This is a genomic window from Microbacterium sp. SCN 71-21 (genome assembly GCF_001725695.1).
Classification (GTDB): Bacteria; Actinomycetota; Actinomycetes; order Actinomycetales; family Microbacteriaceae; genus Microbacterium; species Microbacterium ginsengisoli.
The window spans coordinates 1-15,239 of the sequence record NZ_MEGA01000054.1; the positions used below are offsets into that span (position 1 = coordinate 1).

Annotated in this window: 16 protein-coding genes; 11 read left to right on the forward strand and 5 right to left on the reverse strand. The window is 69.2% G+C overall.

Features of this window, described 5'->3' with window-relative positions; translation table 11 throughout:
• Positions 1-111 precede the first annotated feature (111 nt).
• The 3 genes from ABT08_RS09020 to ABT08_RS09030 form a co-directional block, all read right to left on the reverse strand.
• Positions 112-828, reverse strand: a complete 717-nt coding sequence (locus ABT08_RS09020) for a glutamine amidotransferase-related protein (RefSeq protein WP_288114747.1) — start codon at positions 826-828, stop codon at positions 112-114.
• Between the two features lie 44 nt (positions 829-872).
• Positions 873-1,637: a LysR family substrate-binding domain-containing protein gene (locus ABT08_RS09025; protein ID WP_056518761.1), complete on the reverse strand. Its 765-nt coding sequence runs from the start codon at positions 1,635-1,637 to the stop codon at positions 873-875.
• Positions 1,638-1,752: 115 nt separating this feature from the next.
• The gene (locus ABT08_RS09030; RefSeq protein WP_045247405.1) at positions 1,753-2,160 is read right to left on the reverse strand and encodes a transferase; all 408 of its coding nucleotides are present in this window, start codon (positions 2,158-2,160) and stop codon (positions 1,753-1,755) included.
• 275 nt (positions 2,161-2,435) lie between these two features.
• Between ABT08_RS09030 and gnd the strand changes: the two genes are divergently transcribed.
• Positions 2,436-3,506 carry a phosphogluconate dehydrogenase (NAD(+)-dependent, decarboxylating) gene (gnd, locus tag ABT08_RS09035; RefSeq protein ID WP_245610966.1) on the forward strand — a complete coding sequence of 357 codons (1,071 nt, stop codon included), beginning with the start codon at positions 2,436-2,438 and terminating at the stop codon, positions 3,504-3,506.
• On the forward strand, positions 3,503-4,192 hold the full coding sequence (locus ABT08_RS09040; protein ID WP_288114749.1) for a YitT family protein: 690 nt from the start codon (positions 3,503-3,505) through the stop codon (positions 4,190-4,192). Before gnd ends, ABT08_RS09040 begins: the two co-directional genes overlap by 4 nt.
• Here ABT08_RS09040 and ABT08_RS09045 read toward each other — a convergent pair whose 3' ends face one another.
• The gene (locus tag ABT08_RS09045) at positions 4,193-5,161 is read right to left on the reverse strand and encodes a ketose-bisphosphate aldolase (RefSeq protein ID WP_045247407.1); all 969 of its coding nucleotides are present in this window, start codon (positions 5,159-5,161) and stop codon (positions 4,193-4,195) included. It abuts the gene before it with no gap.
• Positions 5,162-5,294: 133 nt separating this feature from the next.
• Here ABT08_RS09045 and ABT08_RS09050 point away from each other — a divergent pair, with 133 nt between their 5' ends.
• From ABT08_RS09050 to ABT08_RS09070, 5 genes are all read left to right on the forward strand, one after another.
• Entirely contained in the window at positions 5,295-6,680 is a 1,386-nt protein-coding gene (locus ABT08_RS09050) for an FGGY family carbohydrate kinase (RefSeq protein ID WP_056208255.1), read from the forward strand.
• Between the two features lie 53 nt (positions 6,681-6,733).
• Positions 6,734-7,801: a LacI family DNA-binding transcriptional regulator gene (locus ABT08_RS09055; protein WP_056518760.1), complete on the forward strand. Its 1,068-nt coding sequence runs from the start codon at positions 6,734-6,736 to the stop codon at positions 7,799-7,801.
• A 133-nt stretch (positions 7,802-7,934) separates the two neighbouring features.
• A complete protein-coding gene (locus ABT08_RS09060; RefSeq protein ID WP_162237839.1) occupies positions 7,935-8,969 on the forward strand; it encodes a substrate-binding domain-containing protein in 1,035 nt (344 codons plus the stop codon).
• A 26-nt stretch (positions 8,970-8,995) separates the two neighbouring features.
• A complete protein-coding gene (locus ABT08_RS09065; protein ID WP_056518757.1) occupies positions 8,996-9,991 on the forward strand; it encodes an ABC transporter permease in 996 nt (331 codons plus the stop codon).
• Positions 9,988-10,737 (forward strand): ATP-binding cassette domain-containing protein, encoded by a 750-nt coding sequence (locus ABT08_RS09070; RefSeq protein ID WP_045247411.1) that lies wholly within the window; start codon positions 9,988-9,990, stop codon positions 10,735-10,737. The genes ABT08_RS09065 and ABT08_RS09070 overlap by 4 nt, the downstream gene beginning before the upstream one ends.
• Positions 10,738-10,745: 8 nt before the next feature.
• Here the strand turns inward: ABT08_RS09070 and ABT08_RS09075 are convergent, their stop codons facing one another.
• Entirely contained in the window at positions 10,746-11,408 is a 663-nt protein-coding gene (locus ABT08_RS09075) for a GntR family transcriptional regulator (protein WP_056208270.1), read from the reverse strand.
• Positions 11,409-11,486: 78 nt separating this feature from the next.
• Here ABT08_RS09075 and ABT08_RS09080 point away from each other — a divergent pair, with 78 nt between their 5' ends.
• From ABT08_RS09080 to ABT08_RS09095, 4 genes are all read left to right on the forward strand, one after another.
• The gene (locus ABT08_RS09080) at positions 11,487-12,446 is read left to right on the forward strand and encodes an AEC family transporter (protein ID WP_200934393.1); all 960 of its coding nucleotides are present in this window, start codon (positions 11,487-11,489) and stop codon (positions 12,444-12,446) included.
• A gap of 123 nt (positions 12,447-12,569) precedes the next feature.
• Complete coding sequence (locus ABT08_RS09085; protein ID WP_056518756.1) at positions 12,570-13,331, forward strand: SDR family NAD(P)-dependent oxidoreductase; 762 nt, start codon at positions 12,570-12,572, stop codon at positions 13,329-13,331.
• Between the two features lie 68 nt (positions 13,332-13,399).
• Entirely contained in the window at positions 13,400-14,443 is a 1,044-nt protein-coding gene (locus tag ABT08_RS09090; protein ID WP_056518754.1) for a substrate-binding domain-containing protein, read from the forward strand.
• A gap of 12 nt (positions 14,444-14,455) precedes the next feature.
• Positions 14,456-15,239: ATP-binding cassette domain-containing protein (locus ABT08_RS09095; protein WP_288114752.1), on the forward strand; the 784-nt coding region annotated here is incomplete at its 3' end.

Sequence of the window (15,239 nt, forward strand, 5' to 3'; positions counted from 1 at the left end):
ACATCCGGGCGAAGCTCGCCGGATCGCGCGCGGGCGTGCGCAACGAGACCGCCGACCGCGAGTCGGCGCGGGTGCTCTCCAGCGACCGGTACTGAGGGGTGGGGTGCGCGCCTACAGCGCCGCGAAGGCCGCGACGATCGCCGTCGGCGCCGTGACGGTCGCGGCGCGCACGCCCGCGACCACGGCGGCGTAGTCGTCGGGGTCGAAGTAGCCGAAGTCCCGGTAGACGGCGATGCGCGCGGCGAACGAGTCGGCGGTCAGCTCCGGGTGGAACTGCGTCGTCCACAGCGACCCGACCCGGTAGGCCTGCACCGGGCATCCGTCGCTCGTCGCCAGCGCGACCGCCCCCGTCGGCGTCGTCCCCGACCCCTCCTTGTGCGCGGTGTAGGCGGTGAACGTCGCAGGCAGGGCACCGAAGACCGGGTCGGCGGCGGCATCCGCGCCGACGGTCACCTCGGTCGTGCCGGTGTCCTCGCCGAACGTCCGGTCGATCGTGCCGCCGAGCAGCCGCGTCGCGATGCCGATGCCGTAACAGGTGAGCAGCGCTCGGGTGGCGCCGGATGCCGCGGCCTCCGCGACCGTGGCGAGGTCGGCCTCGACACGGCGCTGGGTGTCGGACTTGCCGGCCTCGGGGTCGCCGACATTGAACGGGCTGCCGCCGCCGATGAACCCGGCGTAACGGTCGAGGGCGCCCTCGGGGAGAGGGGAGCGGGTGAGGTCGTGGCGGGCCAGCGACACGCCGGCGGCGGCGGCGAACGCGGCGAACTCGCCGTCGGCCGCGTTCTGCTCCGGGCGCGCGCCGAGGAAGAGCAGCGGCCGGGAGTCCATCCCGCGAGTCTAGGGCGAGGGGCGGGCCGGCCGTCCGGCGGGTCTCAGCGTGACGAGCGCGCGGTGCGCCCGCGCACGATGCCGACGAACGCGTCGATCAGCGGGTGGGCGTCCTCCCGCGGCCAGACGAGGCCGACCGGGGCGAGCGGGCCCCCGTCGAGCTCGCGGAAGGTGATGTCCTTGCGGTGGTGGAGCCGGGCGAGCGACATGGGCACGACGGAGATGCCGACGCCCGCGGCGACCGTCGCGATGGCCTCCTCGGTGCTGGCGGGGGGAGCGAACCGGGGCCGCTCGACGGGCCAGGCCGCGGCGGTCGCGGCGAGGTCGAGCACGTCGTCGGCGGGCACGATCAGCACCTCGCCGGCCAGATCGGATGCCGCCAGCCGCTCGGCGACCGATAGTGAGGCGTCGGCCGTCATCACCACGACCGGCACCTCGTCGTAGAGGGCGATCGCGTGCCACCGCTCCCGGTCGACGGGGAGGCGGGCGATCACGGCGTCGACGTCGCCGGCCGCGAGAGCGGTCTGCTGCCGGGCGACGTCGAGCTGCACGAGCTCGAGCGGGGTGTCGGGGTGGCGGTCGCGCCAGCGTTCGATCCAGATGCCGGGCGTCGCACCGGGCACCGCACCGAGGCGGAACGGCGGCGCGGGAGCGGCCGGGGGCTCTGCGGTCGGCGCGGGCCGTCGTGCGGCCGTCTGTCGCGGCGCCTTCTGGGTGGAGCGGCCGCCCTTCGCGCCGGACTTCTTGCCCGCGCCGCGCCCACCGGCGCCCGCGCCCGACGGGCGGCGGTCAGGCGTGCGCGGACTCATCCGTCCAGCATGCCCGATCTCCCGCGCCGAGCGCGCGCCACGGCGGCGAGGTGGGCGAGCAGCGGCCAGGTCAGAGAGCGGATGCCGCGGCATCCGCCCACGCGTGAATGGCCGGTCAGGCCGCGAGACGCAGCCCGCGACGGTCGGTCGCGACGCGCTCGCCCGCGGCGATGGTCTGGTCGTCGCCGATGAGGGAGCCGCCGGCGACCAGCGCGTTCTCACCGACGTACGTGCGGATGCCGATCTTCGCGCCCGCGCCCACCCGGGCCCCCGCGCCGATGTGCGCGTGAGGGGCGATCTCGGCCTTCGGCCCGATGACGACGTCGTTCTCGATCCACACCCCGCGTCCGACGTGCGCGCCCGCGGCGATCTGCACACCCGGTTCGATGTAGGCGCCCGCCTCGACGACGGCGCTTGCGTGCACCTTGGCGCCGTTCGCGATCAGGCCGCGACCGTTGACGTGCTTGCGATAGCGCAGCGTCTCGCCCCGGTCGTCTTCGATATCGACGTAGTTCTTGCCCACGTTCCCCTCCTGCGGCGGCTCTCCCGCCGAACACTCGGTATCAACCCCGATGCACCCGCATGCATTCCCGTGCACTCCATTCGGAGCGGACGACGCAACGGATGCCTCGTGGGCCGGCTCCGTCGCCGTGTTCCCTCCGATCGTGCCACCGCCCGAACACACCGTCCCGGGGCTTGACAGAACGCGGAGAACCGGGGCTGCCGGGGCCCCCGTCGCGGCGCGGGAATAGACTTCCCGCGGGTCTCGAGCGACGGCGCCCGAGCGCCGCACATCGGATGAGCGCGAAGGGAACGACGATGCAGATCGCCATGGTGGGACTCGGACGGATGGGGGCGAACATCGTTCGTCGCCTGATGCGGGACGGACACGACTGCGTCGTCTACGACGTCAACCCAGACTCCGTCGCCGCCCTCGTCGCCGAAGGCGCGGTCGGGGCATCCGATCTCGCCGACCTGGTCTCGAAGCTCGAGGTGCCGCGCACGGTCTGGTTGATGATCCCGGCGGGTCTCACCGGCTCCCTCGTCGATCAGATCTCCCCCCACCTCGAGGCGGGGGACATCATCATCGACGGCGGCAACTCGAACTACCACGACGACGTCCGGCGGGCCGCAGCGCTCAAGGACAGCGGCATCCACTTCGTCGACATCGGCACGAGTGGCGGCGTCTTCGGGCTCGAACGCGGCTACTGCCTCATGGTCGGCGGACCCGACGAGGCGTTCGCGCACATCGAGCCGGTGCTGCGCACGATCGCGCCCGGCTCGGGCGACGTGGAGCGCACCCCTGGCCGCACCGGGGAGCTCGCCCCCGAGGAGCTCGGCTACCTGCACACCGGCCCCAGTGGCTCGGGACACTTCGTGAAGATGGTGCACAACGGCATCGAATACGGCATCATGGCCGCGCTCGCCGAGGGACTGAACATCCTCAAGAACGCCGACGCGGGAGTGCGCGAGGCCGAGCACTCCGCTGAGGTCGCGCCGCTCGAGGAGCCCGAGTTCTACCAGTTCACCATCGACACCCCGAAGGTCGCGGAGCTCTGGCGCCGCGGCTCGGTGATCTCGTCGTGGCTGCTCGATCTCACCGCCGCCGCCCTCGCCGAGAACCCCACCCTCGACGGGCTCGCCGGCCGTGTCTCCGACTCGGGTGAGGGCCGTTGGACCGTGAAGGCCGCGGTCGACGTCGGTGTGCCCGCGCCGGTGCTCGCCGCATCGCTGTTCGAGCGGTTCGCGTCCCGCGGGGAGGACCACTACGCCAACCAGGTGCTCTCGGCGATGCGCCTGCAGTTCGGCGGACACCACGAGCTTCCCGCCGGCGACGTGCTGGAGGCCGGAGGGCGAAAGGCCGAGTGAGCGCGGGGGACGCGGCATCCGCCCCGGACGGCGCATCGACGGGCGTCGAACCGGATCCGACGACGGCGCCCACGCTCGTCTTCGAGAAGAGCGCCACGAGGCATTCACTGCTCGAAGACGTGCTCGGTCTCGTGACGGGCACGTTCCTGGTGTCGTTCGGCCTCTACCTGCTGCAGACGGCCGGCGCAGTGACGGGCGGCACTGCCGGCCTCGCCCTGCTTCTCGGCTACGCGACGTCGTGGCCGTTACCGCTGCTCTTCGCGATCGTGAACCTGCCGTTCGCGGTGCTCGCGATCTGGAAGAAGGGCTGGGACTTCACGGTGCGCACGGCCGTCGCGATCGGTCTCGTCTCGGGGTTCGCCCTCGTGCACCACGCGTTCCTGCAGCTCGGCCACATCGATGCCGTCTACGGCACCCTCGGCGGCAACCTCATGGTCGGCGTCGGGGTGCTCATCATCTTCCGCCACCGCGCGAGCCTCGGCGGGATCAACATCATCGCGATCGTGCTGCAGGAGCGCACGGGCTTCCGTGCGGGTTGGACGCAGATGGTCTTCGACGTGCTCATCATCGCCGCCGGACTGCTTGTCGTGTCGTGGGACAAAGTGCTGCTGAGCGCCGCCGGCGCGGTGGTGCTGAACCTGGTGCTGGCCATGAACCACCGGCCGGGGCGCTACATCGGGCGCTGATCAGCGGTGGCGGTATGCCTGTCCGGCCTGCCCGAAGACGTGCATGCGCTCAGCGACGATCTTCTCCATCGCCTGCCGTGCGGCCCGCTGGAACGGGGCCGGGTCGACGGTCAGGCCGTCCTCGGCGAGGGAGCGTCGCGCCGCCGCGGCATAGGCCATGTGCGAGTCCATGCCCTGGTTGATCTTGCGAACCCCGAGCTTCGTCGATCGCGCCTTCTCGTCCTCGGGCACCCCCCACGACTCGGGCAGGCTCCCGCCGTACCGATTGATCTCGTCACGCAGGTCCGCCGGCAGCGACGACGATCCGTGCATCACCAACGCGGTCTCGGGGATGCGCGCCGCAATCGCCGAGATGAGGTCCATGTGCAGCACCGACCCGTCGGGCGGGCTGGTGAACTTGTACGCGCCGTGGGACGTGCCGATCGCGACGGCGAGTGCATCGACGTCGGTCAAGGCGACGAAGCGTTCCGCCTCGTCGGGGTCGGCGAGCACGATCTCCTTGACCGTCGCGCCGCCGTCCTCCGAGCCGCCGATCGTGCCGAGCTCACCCTCCACCGAGACTCCGCGGGCGTGCGCGTACTCGACGACCTTTCGGGTCAGTGCGGCGTTCTCCTCGAAGCTGGCGTGCGTGACGCGGTCGGGGAGAAGGCTGCCGTCGATCATGACGCTCGTGAAGCCGGCTTCGATCGCTCGCGCGCAGTCCTCGAAGGATGCCCCGTGGTCGAGGTGGAGAACGACCGGCACCTCGTCGTAGCGGTGGATGAGTGCGACCAGCGCCTCCCAGAACGCCCCCTCGTCACCGTGGGCGGAGGAACCCGCGATCGTCTGCAGGATCACGGGTGAATCGGTCTCCCGTGCGGCATCCAGCACGGCTTCCGCCTGGACGAGGTCGGTGACGTTGAAGGCGCCGACCCCATACGCGCCGGCTTTGGCGGCATCGAGGGCTTGACGCAGGGTGATGAGTGGCACGAGTGCTCCTTCGCATGAACGACGTTGTTCGCAGCCGGGGGTTGCGATTTTCTGACAACGGTAGACAGAGTAGGGGACCTCTGTTAGCTTGTCCATCGTTAGACAGAACCGGCGTCGAAGGAGACCTGGAATCATGCGCGACGAGTTGCTCCTGGGCATCGACCTGGGTACGTCCTCGATCAAGGCGAATGCCGTCGATCGACACGGACGCTCGCTCGGCATCGGTACCGCTCCGACGCCGTTCGTCGCGAACCGCAGCGGCGTGGAGATGACTCCGACTGCTCTGCTCGACGCCGTTCACGACGCCGTTGCCCACCTCGGTGAGCTGCGACACCGGGTCGCGGGAGTCGGAATCGCCAGCATGGGTGAGACGGGAACCACCATTCGCGCCGACGGCCCGACCGATCTTCCTCTCGTCGCTTGGCACGACCGGCGCGGGGCGTCGGTCGTGAAAACCCTGCTCTCCCGTTTCGGTGCGTCGGAAATCCTGCGGCGAACCGGACGAGAGGCGCGAGACGTCACGAGCATCGCGAAGCTCGGGTGGCTCCAGCAGGCAGGAGCCGTCGTCGAGGGCACGTGGACGGGCGTCGCCGGGGTCGTGCTCTGGCGACTCACGGGCGCCCTCGGGCAGGAGCAGTCGCTCGCTGCGACGAGCGGCGCATACGATCCGATATCCCATCGATACGATCGCGAGATCCTCGCCGCCGTCGGACTCGACCACATCGCGTGGGCGCCGGCACGCCAAGCGGGCACCCTGCTCGGGCGCATCGGCGGGCCCGGGGCGGAGTGGAGCGGGTTGCCCGCGGGTATCCCGGTCACGATCGCCGGACACGACCACCCCGTCGGAGTGGTCGGCGCAGGCGGCGAGAAGAACGAGGTGATCGACTCGCTCGGAACCGGGGAGCCCCTGGTCGTGAGCTGGCAGGCAGTGAAGGGTGCACCGCATCCCGTGGCGCCCGCCCTTCCGGGCGATCTCACGCTCACGGCGTGGCCCGGCACATCGCGGCACATGCTGCTGTGGGAGACGCTGCGGCCGGGACTTGCGATGTCGTCCCTCCTCGAGCATGTCGGCGGCACGCGCAACGACATCGAGTTCGCGGCCATCCGCGTGCAGGCTGAGCCGCTCGCCGTCGAGGACCTGCTCTCGATGCAGGCGGGCGACGTGCCCGAGCACGTCCGGCAGGTCGCGCCGGAGGTCGCATGGGCGGCCACCCTCGAGGGGTACGCCGCCGCCGCCGCGCAGGCGGAGGTCGAGATGCGACGCATGGCCGGCGTCACGGGACGCACCCTACTCATCGGCGGGGGACTGCGTTCGCGGCGCTGGGTGGAGGCGAAGATGCACCGGGCGACGGGCAACCTCGCGATGGCATCCGAGCGTGAAGCAGTCTCACGCGGTGCAGCGCTCATCGCCGGCGTCGCCGCAGGCTGGTGGGATGCGGAAGAGTATCCGCCGGCGGATGTCGTCGACATGACCGGGACGACCTTCGTGCCGGGCGCCACAAGCGCCGCACGATCGTGAGAGGCGAGAGGACGAGCTATGACCCGTGGATCATCGCCTTCGTGGTGGCGCGAATGAGTTCCGAACGAGGAGCCTCCGGGCTCCGACCGCCGGCACGGCTCGTCGACATCGCCGAGCATGCGGGGGTCTCCGTCAAGACGGTCTCCCGCGTACTCAACGGCGAGCAGTACGTCACCGAGGCGACGCGTCGCCGGGTCATGGACTCGGTGGCTGCGCTTAGCTACGTGGGCGACGCAGCCGCTGCCGGACTGCGCACCCGCCGCTCGGGCACGGTGGGCCTGATCATCCCCGACGTGCGCAACGGCTATTTCAGTCTGCTGACGCGCGCGATCGAGGAGAGATTGACATCCGCGAGTCCGACCCTGCTCCTCGGCGACTCCGACGAGGAGCAGGCGCAGGAGGAACGATACCTGCGCACATTCCGTCAGCAGCGAGTCGACAGCCTGATCGTCCTTCCGGCCGGAGCGCCCAGCCTCCCCGATGCCGTGCACGAGATTCCGACGGTGATCGTCGATCGTACGGTGCCCGCCGTCGAGGGTCTCGCCGATCATGTGCTCGCGGACGACCACCGCGCCGCCGACCGGTTGGTCGAGCACCTCGTCCGGCATCACGGGATGCGCGATGTCGTGCTCGTCGCCGGGCGTCGATCCGTCTCGTCCGTCGCCGAACGCGAGCGCGGATACCAGTCGGCGATGCGACGTGCCGGCCTTGTCGAACGGGTGTCCGGTGAGCACGTGACCCCCGACGACGCCGCCGCGGGAGCGATCCGCATCTTCCGCGATCTCACGCCTCCGTTCGGGGTGTTCACGACCAACAACCGCATGTTCTGGGGCGTCATCGCCGCGATCTCTCGGCTGGGTCTCCAGATCCCTCGCGATGTGCTGGTCACCACGATCGATTCGATCGGCGAGGCGACCTACACCGGCCTCAAGCCCACGCAAGGGGTCGTCCCCGCTCATGAAGTGGCCGCGCGCACGATGGAGTTGCTCGCTGACCGCTCGGCAGATCCGGCGCGTGCCCCCCGCACGCTCACGGTCGACATTGACATCGAGTTCGGAACGACCTGCGGCTGCGTGCCGCTCACGGCTTCGCCGCTCCTCGCCGGTTCCTCGCCGGGATGAGCCCACGGCCCTGACGCGGGGCCAGGCAGAAGAACGGCTGGCTGCAGCGGTGTATGGGAACCCCAGCTGCAACCAGCCATCGCGTCACCGCGTGACAGGCGGACCAATCCCCACCCTCAAAGGAGAGAAAGAGATGTCCCTTTTCGTACGCAAGCGCAGCGCCGGCCTCGTCGTTGTCGCGACGGCTTCGATTCTAGTGACGGCCCTCGCGGGCTGTTCGTCGTCATCGACTCCGTCATCGACCGGTTCTTCCGGATCCATCAAGATCGCTCTCGTGCTGAAGCCGCTCGACAACACCTACTTCGGTGCGATGGCGCAGGGAGCCCAGGCTGAGGCGACCCAGGACGGCGTCTCGCTGACGGTCGTCGCCGCCGACAACGTCACCGACGACTCGGGTCAGGCGGCGAAGCTGAACGCCCTCGCCACCGAAGGCTACGACTGCTACATCGTCAACCCCACAAGCCAGACCAACCTGCTGACCGGACTCGCTCCGATCTCGGCTGCCGGCACGCCGATCGTCAACCTGGACCTGCCGATCGACACGAGCGCCGCGAAGTCCGCAGGCGTGAACATCACGACCTACGTCGGCACCAACAACGAGACTGCCGGTCAGGCCGGAGGAAAGGCGATGATGAACCTCCTCTCGAAGGGTGACGGCGTCGCGCTCATCGGCGGGCTCGTCGGCGATCCGGGCAGCAACGCCCGCCTCAAGGGGTTCACCGACGCGGTCAACGGCACTCTGACGATCACGCAGACCGTCGCCGCCGATTTCGACAAGGCGAAGGCGAAGAGCGCGGCCGCCACGATCCTGCTCGCCAACCCGAACATCAAGGGCTTCTTCACACCCTCGGGCGACATGGCCCTCGGCATCCAGCAAGCCGTCGAAGAAGCGGGCAAGAAGGGCCAGGTCGCGGTGATCGGAATCGACGGCACCCAAGACCAGCTCAAGGACATCGTGGCCGGCGGTGAGCCGGCGGCGATCGAGCAGTTCCCGTACCTGATGGGCGCCCAGTCCGTGCAGGCCTGCATCGCAGCTCACAGCGGCAAGACCATCCCGACCAGCGTCGAGACGCCCGTGCTCACCGTGACGAAGGACAACGCCCAGGCCGCACTCGACGCCTTCCCGGCGCCGCCGTCGGACTTCGTGGTCCCGAACCCCTTCCAGTAATCCGCAACGATCGGGGATCTTCACCCATGTCCACCCAGACCAGTCCCGTCGACACGACGAATCCGATCACAGCCAGCACGCGCACCCTTCGTCGTCGCCTCGCGAACGAGGATCTGTGGACCCGCGCGACCGCTCCTGTGGCACTCGTCCTGCTCACGGTCACGTTCACCATCGTCAACCCGAAGTTCCTCACCTGGCCGAGCCTGACGAGCATGCTCGCCGACTCCACGATCCCGATCGTGCTGGCTCTGGGAGCGACGTTCGCGGTGACGCTCGCCGGTATCGATCTGTCGCTCGCGTCGACGGTCGCGCTGGGCAGCGTCACGATGGGGCTCGCCTATCAGGCCGGACTGCCGCTATGGCTGTGCTGCCTGGTCGCGATGGCAACGGGACTGTCGGTCGGTGCGCTCAACGGCGTCATCATCGGCTGGGTGAGGATCCCCGACTTCATCGTCACCCTGGGGAGCATGAGCCTCGTGATGGGGCTCAGCCTGATCTTCTCGCAGGGCAAGCCCGTGCAGATCCCCGAACGCGCTCTCACCTTCGTCAGCATCACGTCGGTGGGTGGCATCCGGTTCAATTTCCTCATCGCGCTCGCGATCGGTGTCCTCCTGCACATCGTGCTGTTCCACACTCGGTTCGGCACTCACCTCCTCGCAGTCGGCGACAACCCCGACGCCGCCCGCGCCATGGGACTCAAGGTCGCCCGCGTCAAGCTCGCCGGGTATGTCATCTGCGGTCTGATGGGCGGGGTGGGGGCCGTGCTCCTGACCTCGTACATCGGGTCGAGCCAGCCGGCGACCAATACCGACTACCTGCTCAAGGCGATCGCGGCCGTCGTGCTCGGCGGGGTGAGCCTCTTCGGAGGTCGAGCCACGATCATCGGGCCCATCCTGGGCGCCATCCTCCTGACATTCCTGCAGTCCGGCCTCACGCTCGTCGGCGTAAGCGCCTTCTACTCGCCCCTGGTCATCGGCATCGTCGTGATCGCCGCCGCCATGCTCATGAGAGGTCGAAAGTGAACGACATCAAGGTCGAACTCCGCGACATCCGCAAGACGTTCGGCAGCGTCGAGGCGCTGAAGGGCGCCTCCCTCACAGCTCGTCGCGGCGAGGTCACGGCCATCGTCGGTGACAACGGTGCCGGCAAGTCGACGCTGGTCAAATGCCTGACGGGGCTCATCACGCCCGACAGCGGAACGATCACCATCGATGGGAAGGACGTGCGCTTCTCCTCGCCCAAGCATGCGCGGGCGGCGGGCATCGAGACGGTGTACCAGGATCTCGCGCTGAGCGATCAGCTCAGCATCTGGCAGAACCTCTACATGGACCGCGAGCTCACCGCCGGCATCGGTCCGCTGCGTTTCCTCCGCCGCGGCGAGATGAAGCGCGAGGCGCATCGTCTCGTCGCCGACCTCGCCGTCAACGTGCCGTCGGTGACGAGGGCGGTCAAACGCCTCTCCGGTGGGCAGCGGCAGGCGGTCGCGATCGCACGGGGTGTGATGTGGGCCCGCGGCCTCATCATCCTCGACGAGCCCACGGCGGCGCTCGGGCTGCGGGAGACCGCTCAAGTCGAGGGGCTGATCCGCCGCGTCGTCGATGCCGGTGAGACGGTGCTCGTGGTCTCGCACAACTTCGAGCAGGTAAAGCGCCTCTCGTCCCAGGTGTGGGTCATGCGAGCGGGCAACGTCGTGCAGGGGGTGCGTACCGAGGACGTCTCCGGTGAGGAGCTCGTCGGCCTCGTGACCGGCGCGATCACCGCCGTTTGACGTGTCGGCTACGACGTCGCGAGGATGTGGAGCACGTCGCCGCGGATTCGGCTGAGGTGCTCCTGCATCGCGGCCTCGGCCAGAGCCGAATCGCCCGTCATGATGCCGCGCAGGATCTCGTCGTGATCGTGGGCGATGTCGATCGGGCTGTGGAGGCGGTCGGTCGTGGTGTGGCGACGGTTGATCAGCAGGTCGCGCAGGTCGTCGACGATGCTCGCGAGTCGCGCATTGCCGGTGGCGCTGAGGATCGCGGAGTGGAACTGGGCGTCGTAGCGCTCGAGGTCGGCGGAGCGGCCGGCGGCGGCGACCTCGAGCATGCGGTCGTAGGCGTGCTGGATGCGCTGCTTGGCCTTCGCGTCGGCCTGGGCGGCGAGGCCCGCGGCCGGCACCTCGAGCCACGAGCGGATCTGGAAGATGCGCTCGAGATCGGCCGGGTCATGCTCGATGACGATGAAGCCGCGGTTCTTCTGGATCTCCACGAGCCCGAGGTTCGCGAGCTGCAGCACTGCCTCGCGCACGGGCGTACGGGAGACGCCGAGCTGGTCGGCGATCGAGCCGACCGAGTGCAGCACGCCGCCCGGCATCGTGCCGTCCTTGATGGCGGCGCGGATCGAGGTGACGACCTGCGATGTAAGTGTTTCCTGTGTGCGCACCTTTGCGAGCGACGTCATGACGAGGTTCCCTCCTCGAGCCCCCAGTGAAGAGTGAAGGGTCCACTCTCGTGTGTATGTAGCATGCTACATGACTCGGTGAACGTCGCCGATCGGATCGAGGTTCGCGTGTCGGGTGTGCTCATCGGCTTCGGAGTGGTGGGCTCGCTCATCCTCCTCGGCTTCGTCGTGGGGCGGATGCGACTGCTCCCCGACAACGCGGAACGCGTGCTCTCGATGGTGGCGTTCACGCTCGGCACACCGGCGCTGATGTTCTACCTGCTCTCGACCAGCCGCATCGACTCGATCTTCAGCGTCTCGCTCGCCACCGTTGCCATCGCGGCGCTGTTCGGCATCGCCGTCTTCGCGATCGTCGCGGCGGTCGCGCGCTGGGGCGTGCCGACCGCCGTCGTCGGCGGTCTCGCGAGCGGGTACGTGAACGCGGGGAATCTCGGGCTGCCGGTGGCGACCTATGTGCTCGGCAGCGCCACTCTCATCGCGCCCGTGATGCTGTTCCAGCTCATCATCCTCGCCCCCGTGAGCATGGCGATCCTCGACATCGCCTCGGGTGTCGGGCAGTCCATCGGACAACGTCTGCTGCGTCCGTTCCGCAATCCGATCGTGGTCGCCTCGCTTGCCGGCGTCGCCGTGAGCGCCAGCGGGCTCGTACTGCCCGACGCGATCCTCGAGCCGTTCTCGCTGCTCGGGCATGCGACGGTGCCGATCATGCTGCTCGCGTTCGGCATGGGGCTGCAGCGCCACGGGCTTCCGCTGCGGCGCGGCGCCGTGGCGCAGACGCTCGTCGCCGTCGTACTGAAGTCGTTCGCCGCGCCGATCGTCGCCACGATCGTGGGGACGCTCGTCTTCGGGCTGGCAGGCAAAGACCTCATGGCGGCCGTGCTCTGCGCGTCACTGCCCACAGCGCAGAACGTCTACGTCTACGCATCGCGCTACGAGTCCGCCACGACCCTCGCCCGCGACGCCGTGTCGCTCACGACAGTGCTCGCCGTGCCGGTGCTGGTGGTCGGTTCGGTGCTGTTGCCCGCTCTCTTCGGATGAGAGTGGCATGTTACATGTCTGTTTCGGTCGGGTAAAACACTCACTCCCCCGGGGGAGACGGTGGTGGGTGATGGGTAGCATGCTACTTATCCGGTTGACCGCCAGCCGGATCGAAAGGTCCGCATGTCCCCCGCAGAGATCCGCTACCGCGAGCCGCTCCTCGACGGAAAGGTCGCCCTCGTCACCGGCGCCGCCGGCGGCATCGGCCGGGCCATCGCGGCGCACTTCGCCGCCGAGGGTGCCACAGTCGTGGTAGCTGATGTCGACGCCGCCCGTGCCACGGCAGCGGCCGCCGACATCCCCGGGGCATCCGCTGCGGCCATCGATGTCACCGACTCCGCGTGCGTCGACGCCATCTTCGCTGAGATCGTCGCGCAGCACGGCCGCCTCGACATCCTGGTCAACAACGCGGGCATCGACAACACCGGCGCCATCACCGAGATGAGCGACGATCAGTGGGAGCGGATGATCGCGGTGAACCTCACCGGTGTCTTCCACTGCACCCGCGCCGCCGCGCGCGTCATGATCCCGCAGAAGTCGGGCCGCATCATCAGCATCGGCTCGAACCTCGGCATGATCGGCTCGGTCGGTATGCCCCACTACTGCGCGGCGAAGGCCGGCGTGCACGGCTTCATGCGGGCGATCGCCCGCGAGCTCGCCCCGCACGGCATCACTGCCAACACGATCGCCCCCGGTCCGATCAACACCGAGATGCTCGCGTCGCTCCCCGCCGACGTCGTCGCTCGCAAGCTCGCCGAGGTGCCCCTCGGGCGCGCCGGCAGCGTCGACGAGATCGCCCCCACCGCCGTGCTGCTCGCCTCCGCCGGCGGCGCCTACTACACCGGCGCCGTGATGAACGCGACCGGCGGCGACGTCATGCTCTGACACCCCTACGAACCTGCTCCACCTCCGTGCACCACACCCGTTGTCCCATACACACGAAGGAATCCCCCATGAAGAAGCTCCGACTTGCAGCCGTCGCGGCTGTCGCGGCCGGTGCCCTCGCCCTCTCCGCATGTGCGGGCACCGCATCCGGCTCGTCGACCTCCGGCGGCGAGAAGATCGTCGTCGGCCTGAGCAACTCGAACGTCGACTCGGTCTGGCGTCCGCAGATGCTCAAGGACTTCGAGGCCGAGGCCACCACCCTCAAGCAGGAAGGCGTCATCTCGGACTACATCATCCAGAACGCCGACGGCACGGCCGCGACCCAGGCCCAGCAGATCCAGACGATGGTCAACCAGGGCGCGAACCTCATCCTCATCGACGCCGCCTCGGCGGACGCGCTCAACGGAGTGGTGGATGCCGCCATCGCCCGCGGCGTGACCGTGGTCAGCTTCGACAACCCGATCACCAGCACCAAGTCCGTGAACATGTACCAGGACGAGCAGCTCATCTCGGCCGGCACGGCCGAGAAGCTCGCCGAGTTCATCGGCGGCAAGGGCACCGTCGTGATGATGAACGGCACCGCCGGCGCCCCGCTCTCGGACGCCCGCGAGAAGCTCGCCTCCGACGTCTTCGCGAAGTACCCCGGCATCACGGTCATCAAGGAGTACGCCGACTGGAACGGCGCCACCGCCAAGCAGAAGATGGCCACCGTCCTTGCCAACAACAAGGACATCGCCGCCGTCTGGACGCAGGGCAGCATGGCGCCGAGCATCGCGAGCGCCTTCGACGACGAGGGGTTGCAGCTGCCTCCGATCGTCGGTGACGGCCTCGGTGGGTTCCTCGAGACGTGGGCCAAGCTTCGCGATGAGCGCGGCTACCAGACCGTCGGCATCGTCGTGTCGCCCGCCATCGTGCTCGACGCGCTCTGGGCCGGCGTGAAGCTCCGCCAGGGCTGGGAGATGAAGGACCGTGAGCCGGTGCTGAGCCACGAGCTCATCACCAACGAGAACCTCGACACCTATCTGAAGCTCAACACCCCGGCCGGCTCCCACGTGGATGTCCCGATCGTCGCCGAGCAGGACCTGTACACGAACTACATGGTCCAGAAGTAAGGAACCACACCGATGTCTGCCTCGTTGCACGAGGGAGCGGCGCCCGCGGAGACCAGCCGGTCTCCGCGGGCCACCGCCCCCGGCGGGTTCGCCGTCTCCGGACTCACCAAGACCTACGGGCCGGTCCGCGCCCTCTCCGACGTGTCGCTCGCCTTCGCCCCCGGCGAAGTGCACGCGGTCCTCGGGCAGAACGGCTCCGGCAAGAGCACGCTCGTCAAGCTGCTGTCGGGCACGGTCTCGCCCACGGAGGGCGCCGTCCTCGCCGGTGAGCGCACCGTCGCTCCCGGCAGCACCTCCGCCTCCGCGCGAGCAGGCATCATCACCGTCTTCCAGGAGCTGTCGGTGCTGCCGGCACTCACCGTGGCCGAGAACATCATGCTCGGCCACTATCCCCGTACGATCCTCGGCACGATCAGCGAGCGCCGGCTCAACGCCCGCGCCGCCGAGATCCTCGATCGCTACCGCATCGACCTGCCGCTCGGGGCCCCCTGCCGCACCCTGAGCCTCGCCCAGCTGCAGCTCGTCGAGATCGCGCGGGCGCTCGGCAACGACCCGCGGCTTCTCATCCTCGACGAAGCCACCTCGTCGCTCGACCAGCCCGACGCCGAGAACCTGCTGCGCATCAGTCGCGAGCTGGCGGCGGACGGGGCATCCGTGCTCTTCGTCTCGCACCGCATGGATGAGGTCTTCGCCGTCGCCGACACCGTCAGCGTTATCACCGACGGCGCGCTCGTCTGGACCGGCGGCACCGCGGACACCACGCGCGAGCGCCTGCTCGCCCAGCTCGCCGGGAAGG

Coding starts and splice junctions, on each gene's coding strand:
- ABT08_RS09020 (WP_288114747.1), bottom strand. CDS start 828: ATGGACTCCCGGCCGCTGCTCTTCCTCGGCGCGCGCCCGGAGCAGAAC.
- ABT08_RS09025 (WP_056518761.1), bottom strand. CDS start 1,637: ATGAGTCCGCGCACGCCTGACCGCCGCCCGTCGGGCGCGGGCGCCGGT.
- gnd (WP_245610966.1), top strand. CDS start 2,436: ATGAGCGCGAAGGGAACGACGATGCAGATCGCCATGGTGGGACTCGGA.
- ABT08_RS09050 (WP_056208255.1), top strand. CDS start 5,295: ATGCGCGACGAGTTGCTCCTGGGCATCGACCTGGGTACGTCCTCGATC.
- ABT08_RS09055 (WP_056518760.1), top strand. CDS start 6,734: ATGAGTTCCGAACGAGGAGCCTCCGGGCTCCGACCGCCGGCACGGCTC.
- ABT08_RS09060 (WP_162237839.1), top strand. CDS start 7,935: ATGTCCCTTTTCGTACGCAAGCGCAGCGCCGGCCTCGTCGTTGTCGCG.
- ABT08_RS09065 (WP_056518757.1), top strand. CDS start 8,996: ATGTCCACCCAGACCAGTCCCGTCGACACGACGAATCCGATCACAGCC.
- ABT08_RS09075 (WP_056208270.1), bottom strand. CDS start 11,408: ATGACGTCGCTCGCAAAGGTGCGCACACAGGAAACACTTACATCGCAG.
- ABT08_RS09085 (WP_056518756.1), top strand. CDS start 12,570: ATGTCCCCCGCAGAGATCCGCTACCGCGAGCCGCTCCTCGACGGAAAG.
- ABT08_RS09090 (WP_056518754.1), top strand. CDS start 13,400: ATGAAGAAGCTCCGACTTGCAGCCGTCGCGGCTGTCGCGGCCGGTGCC.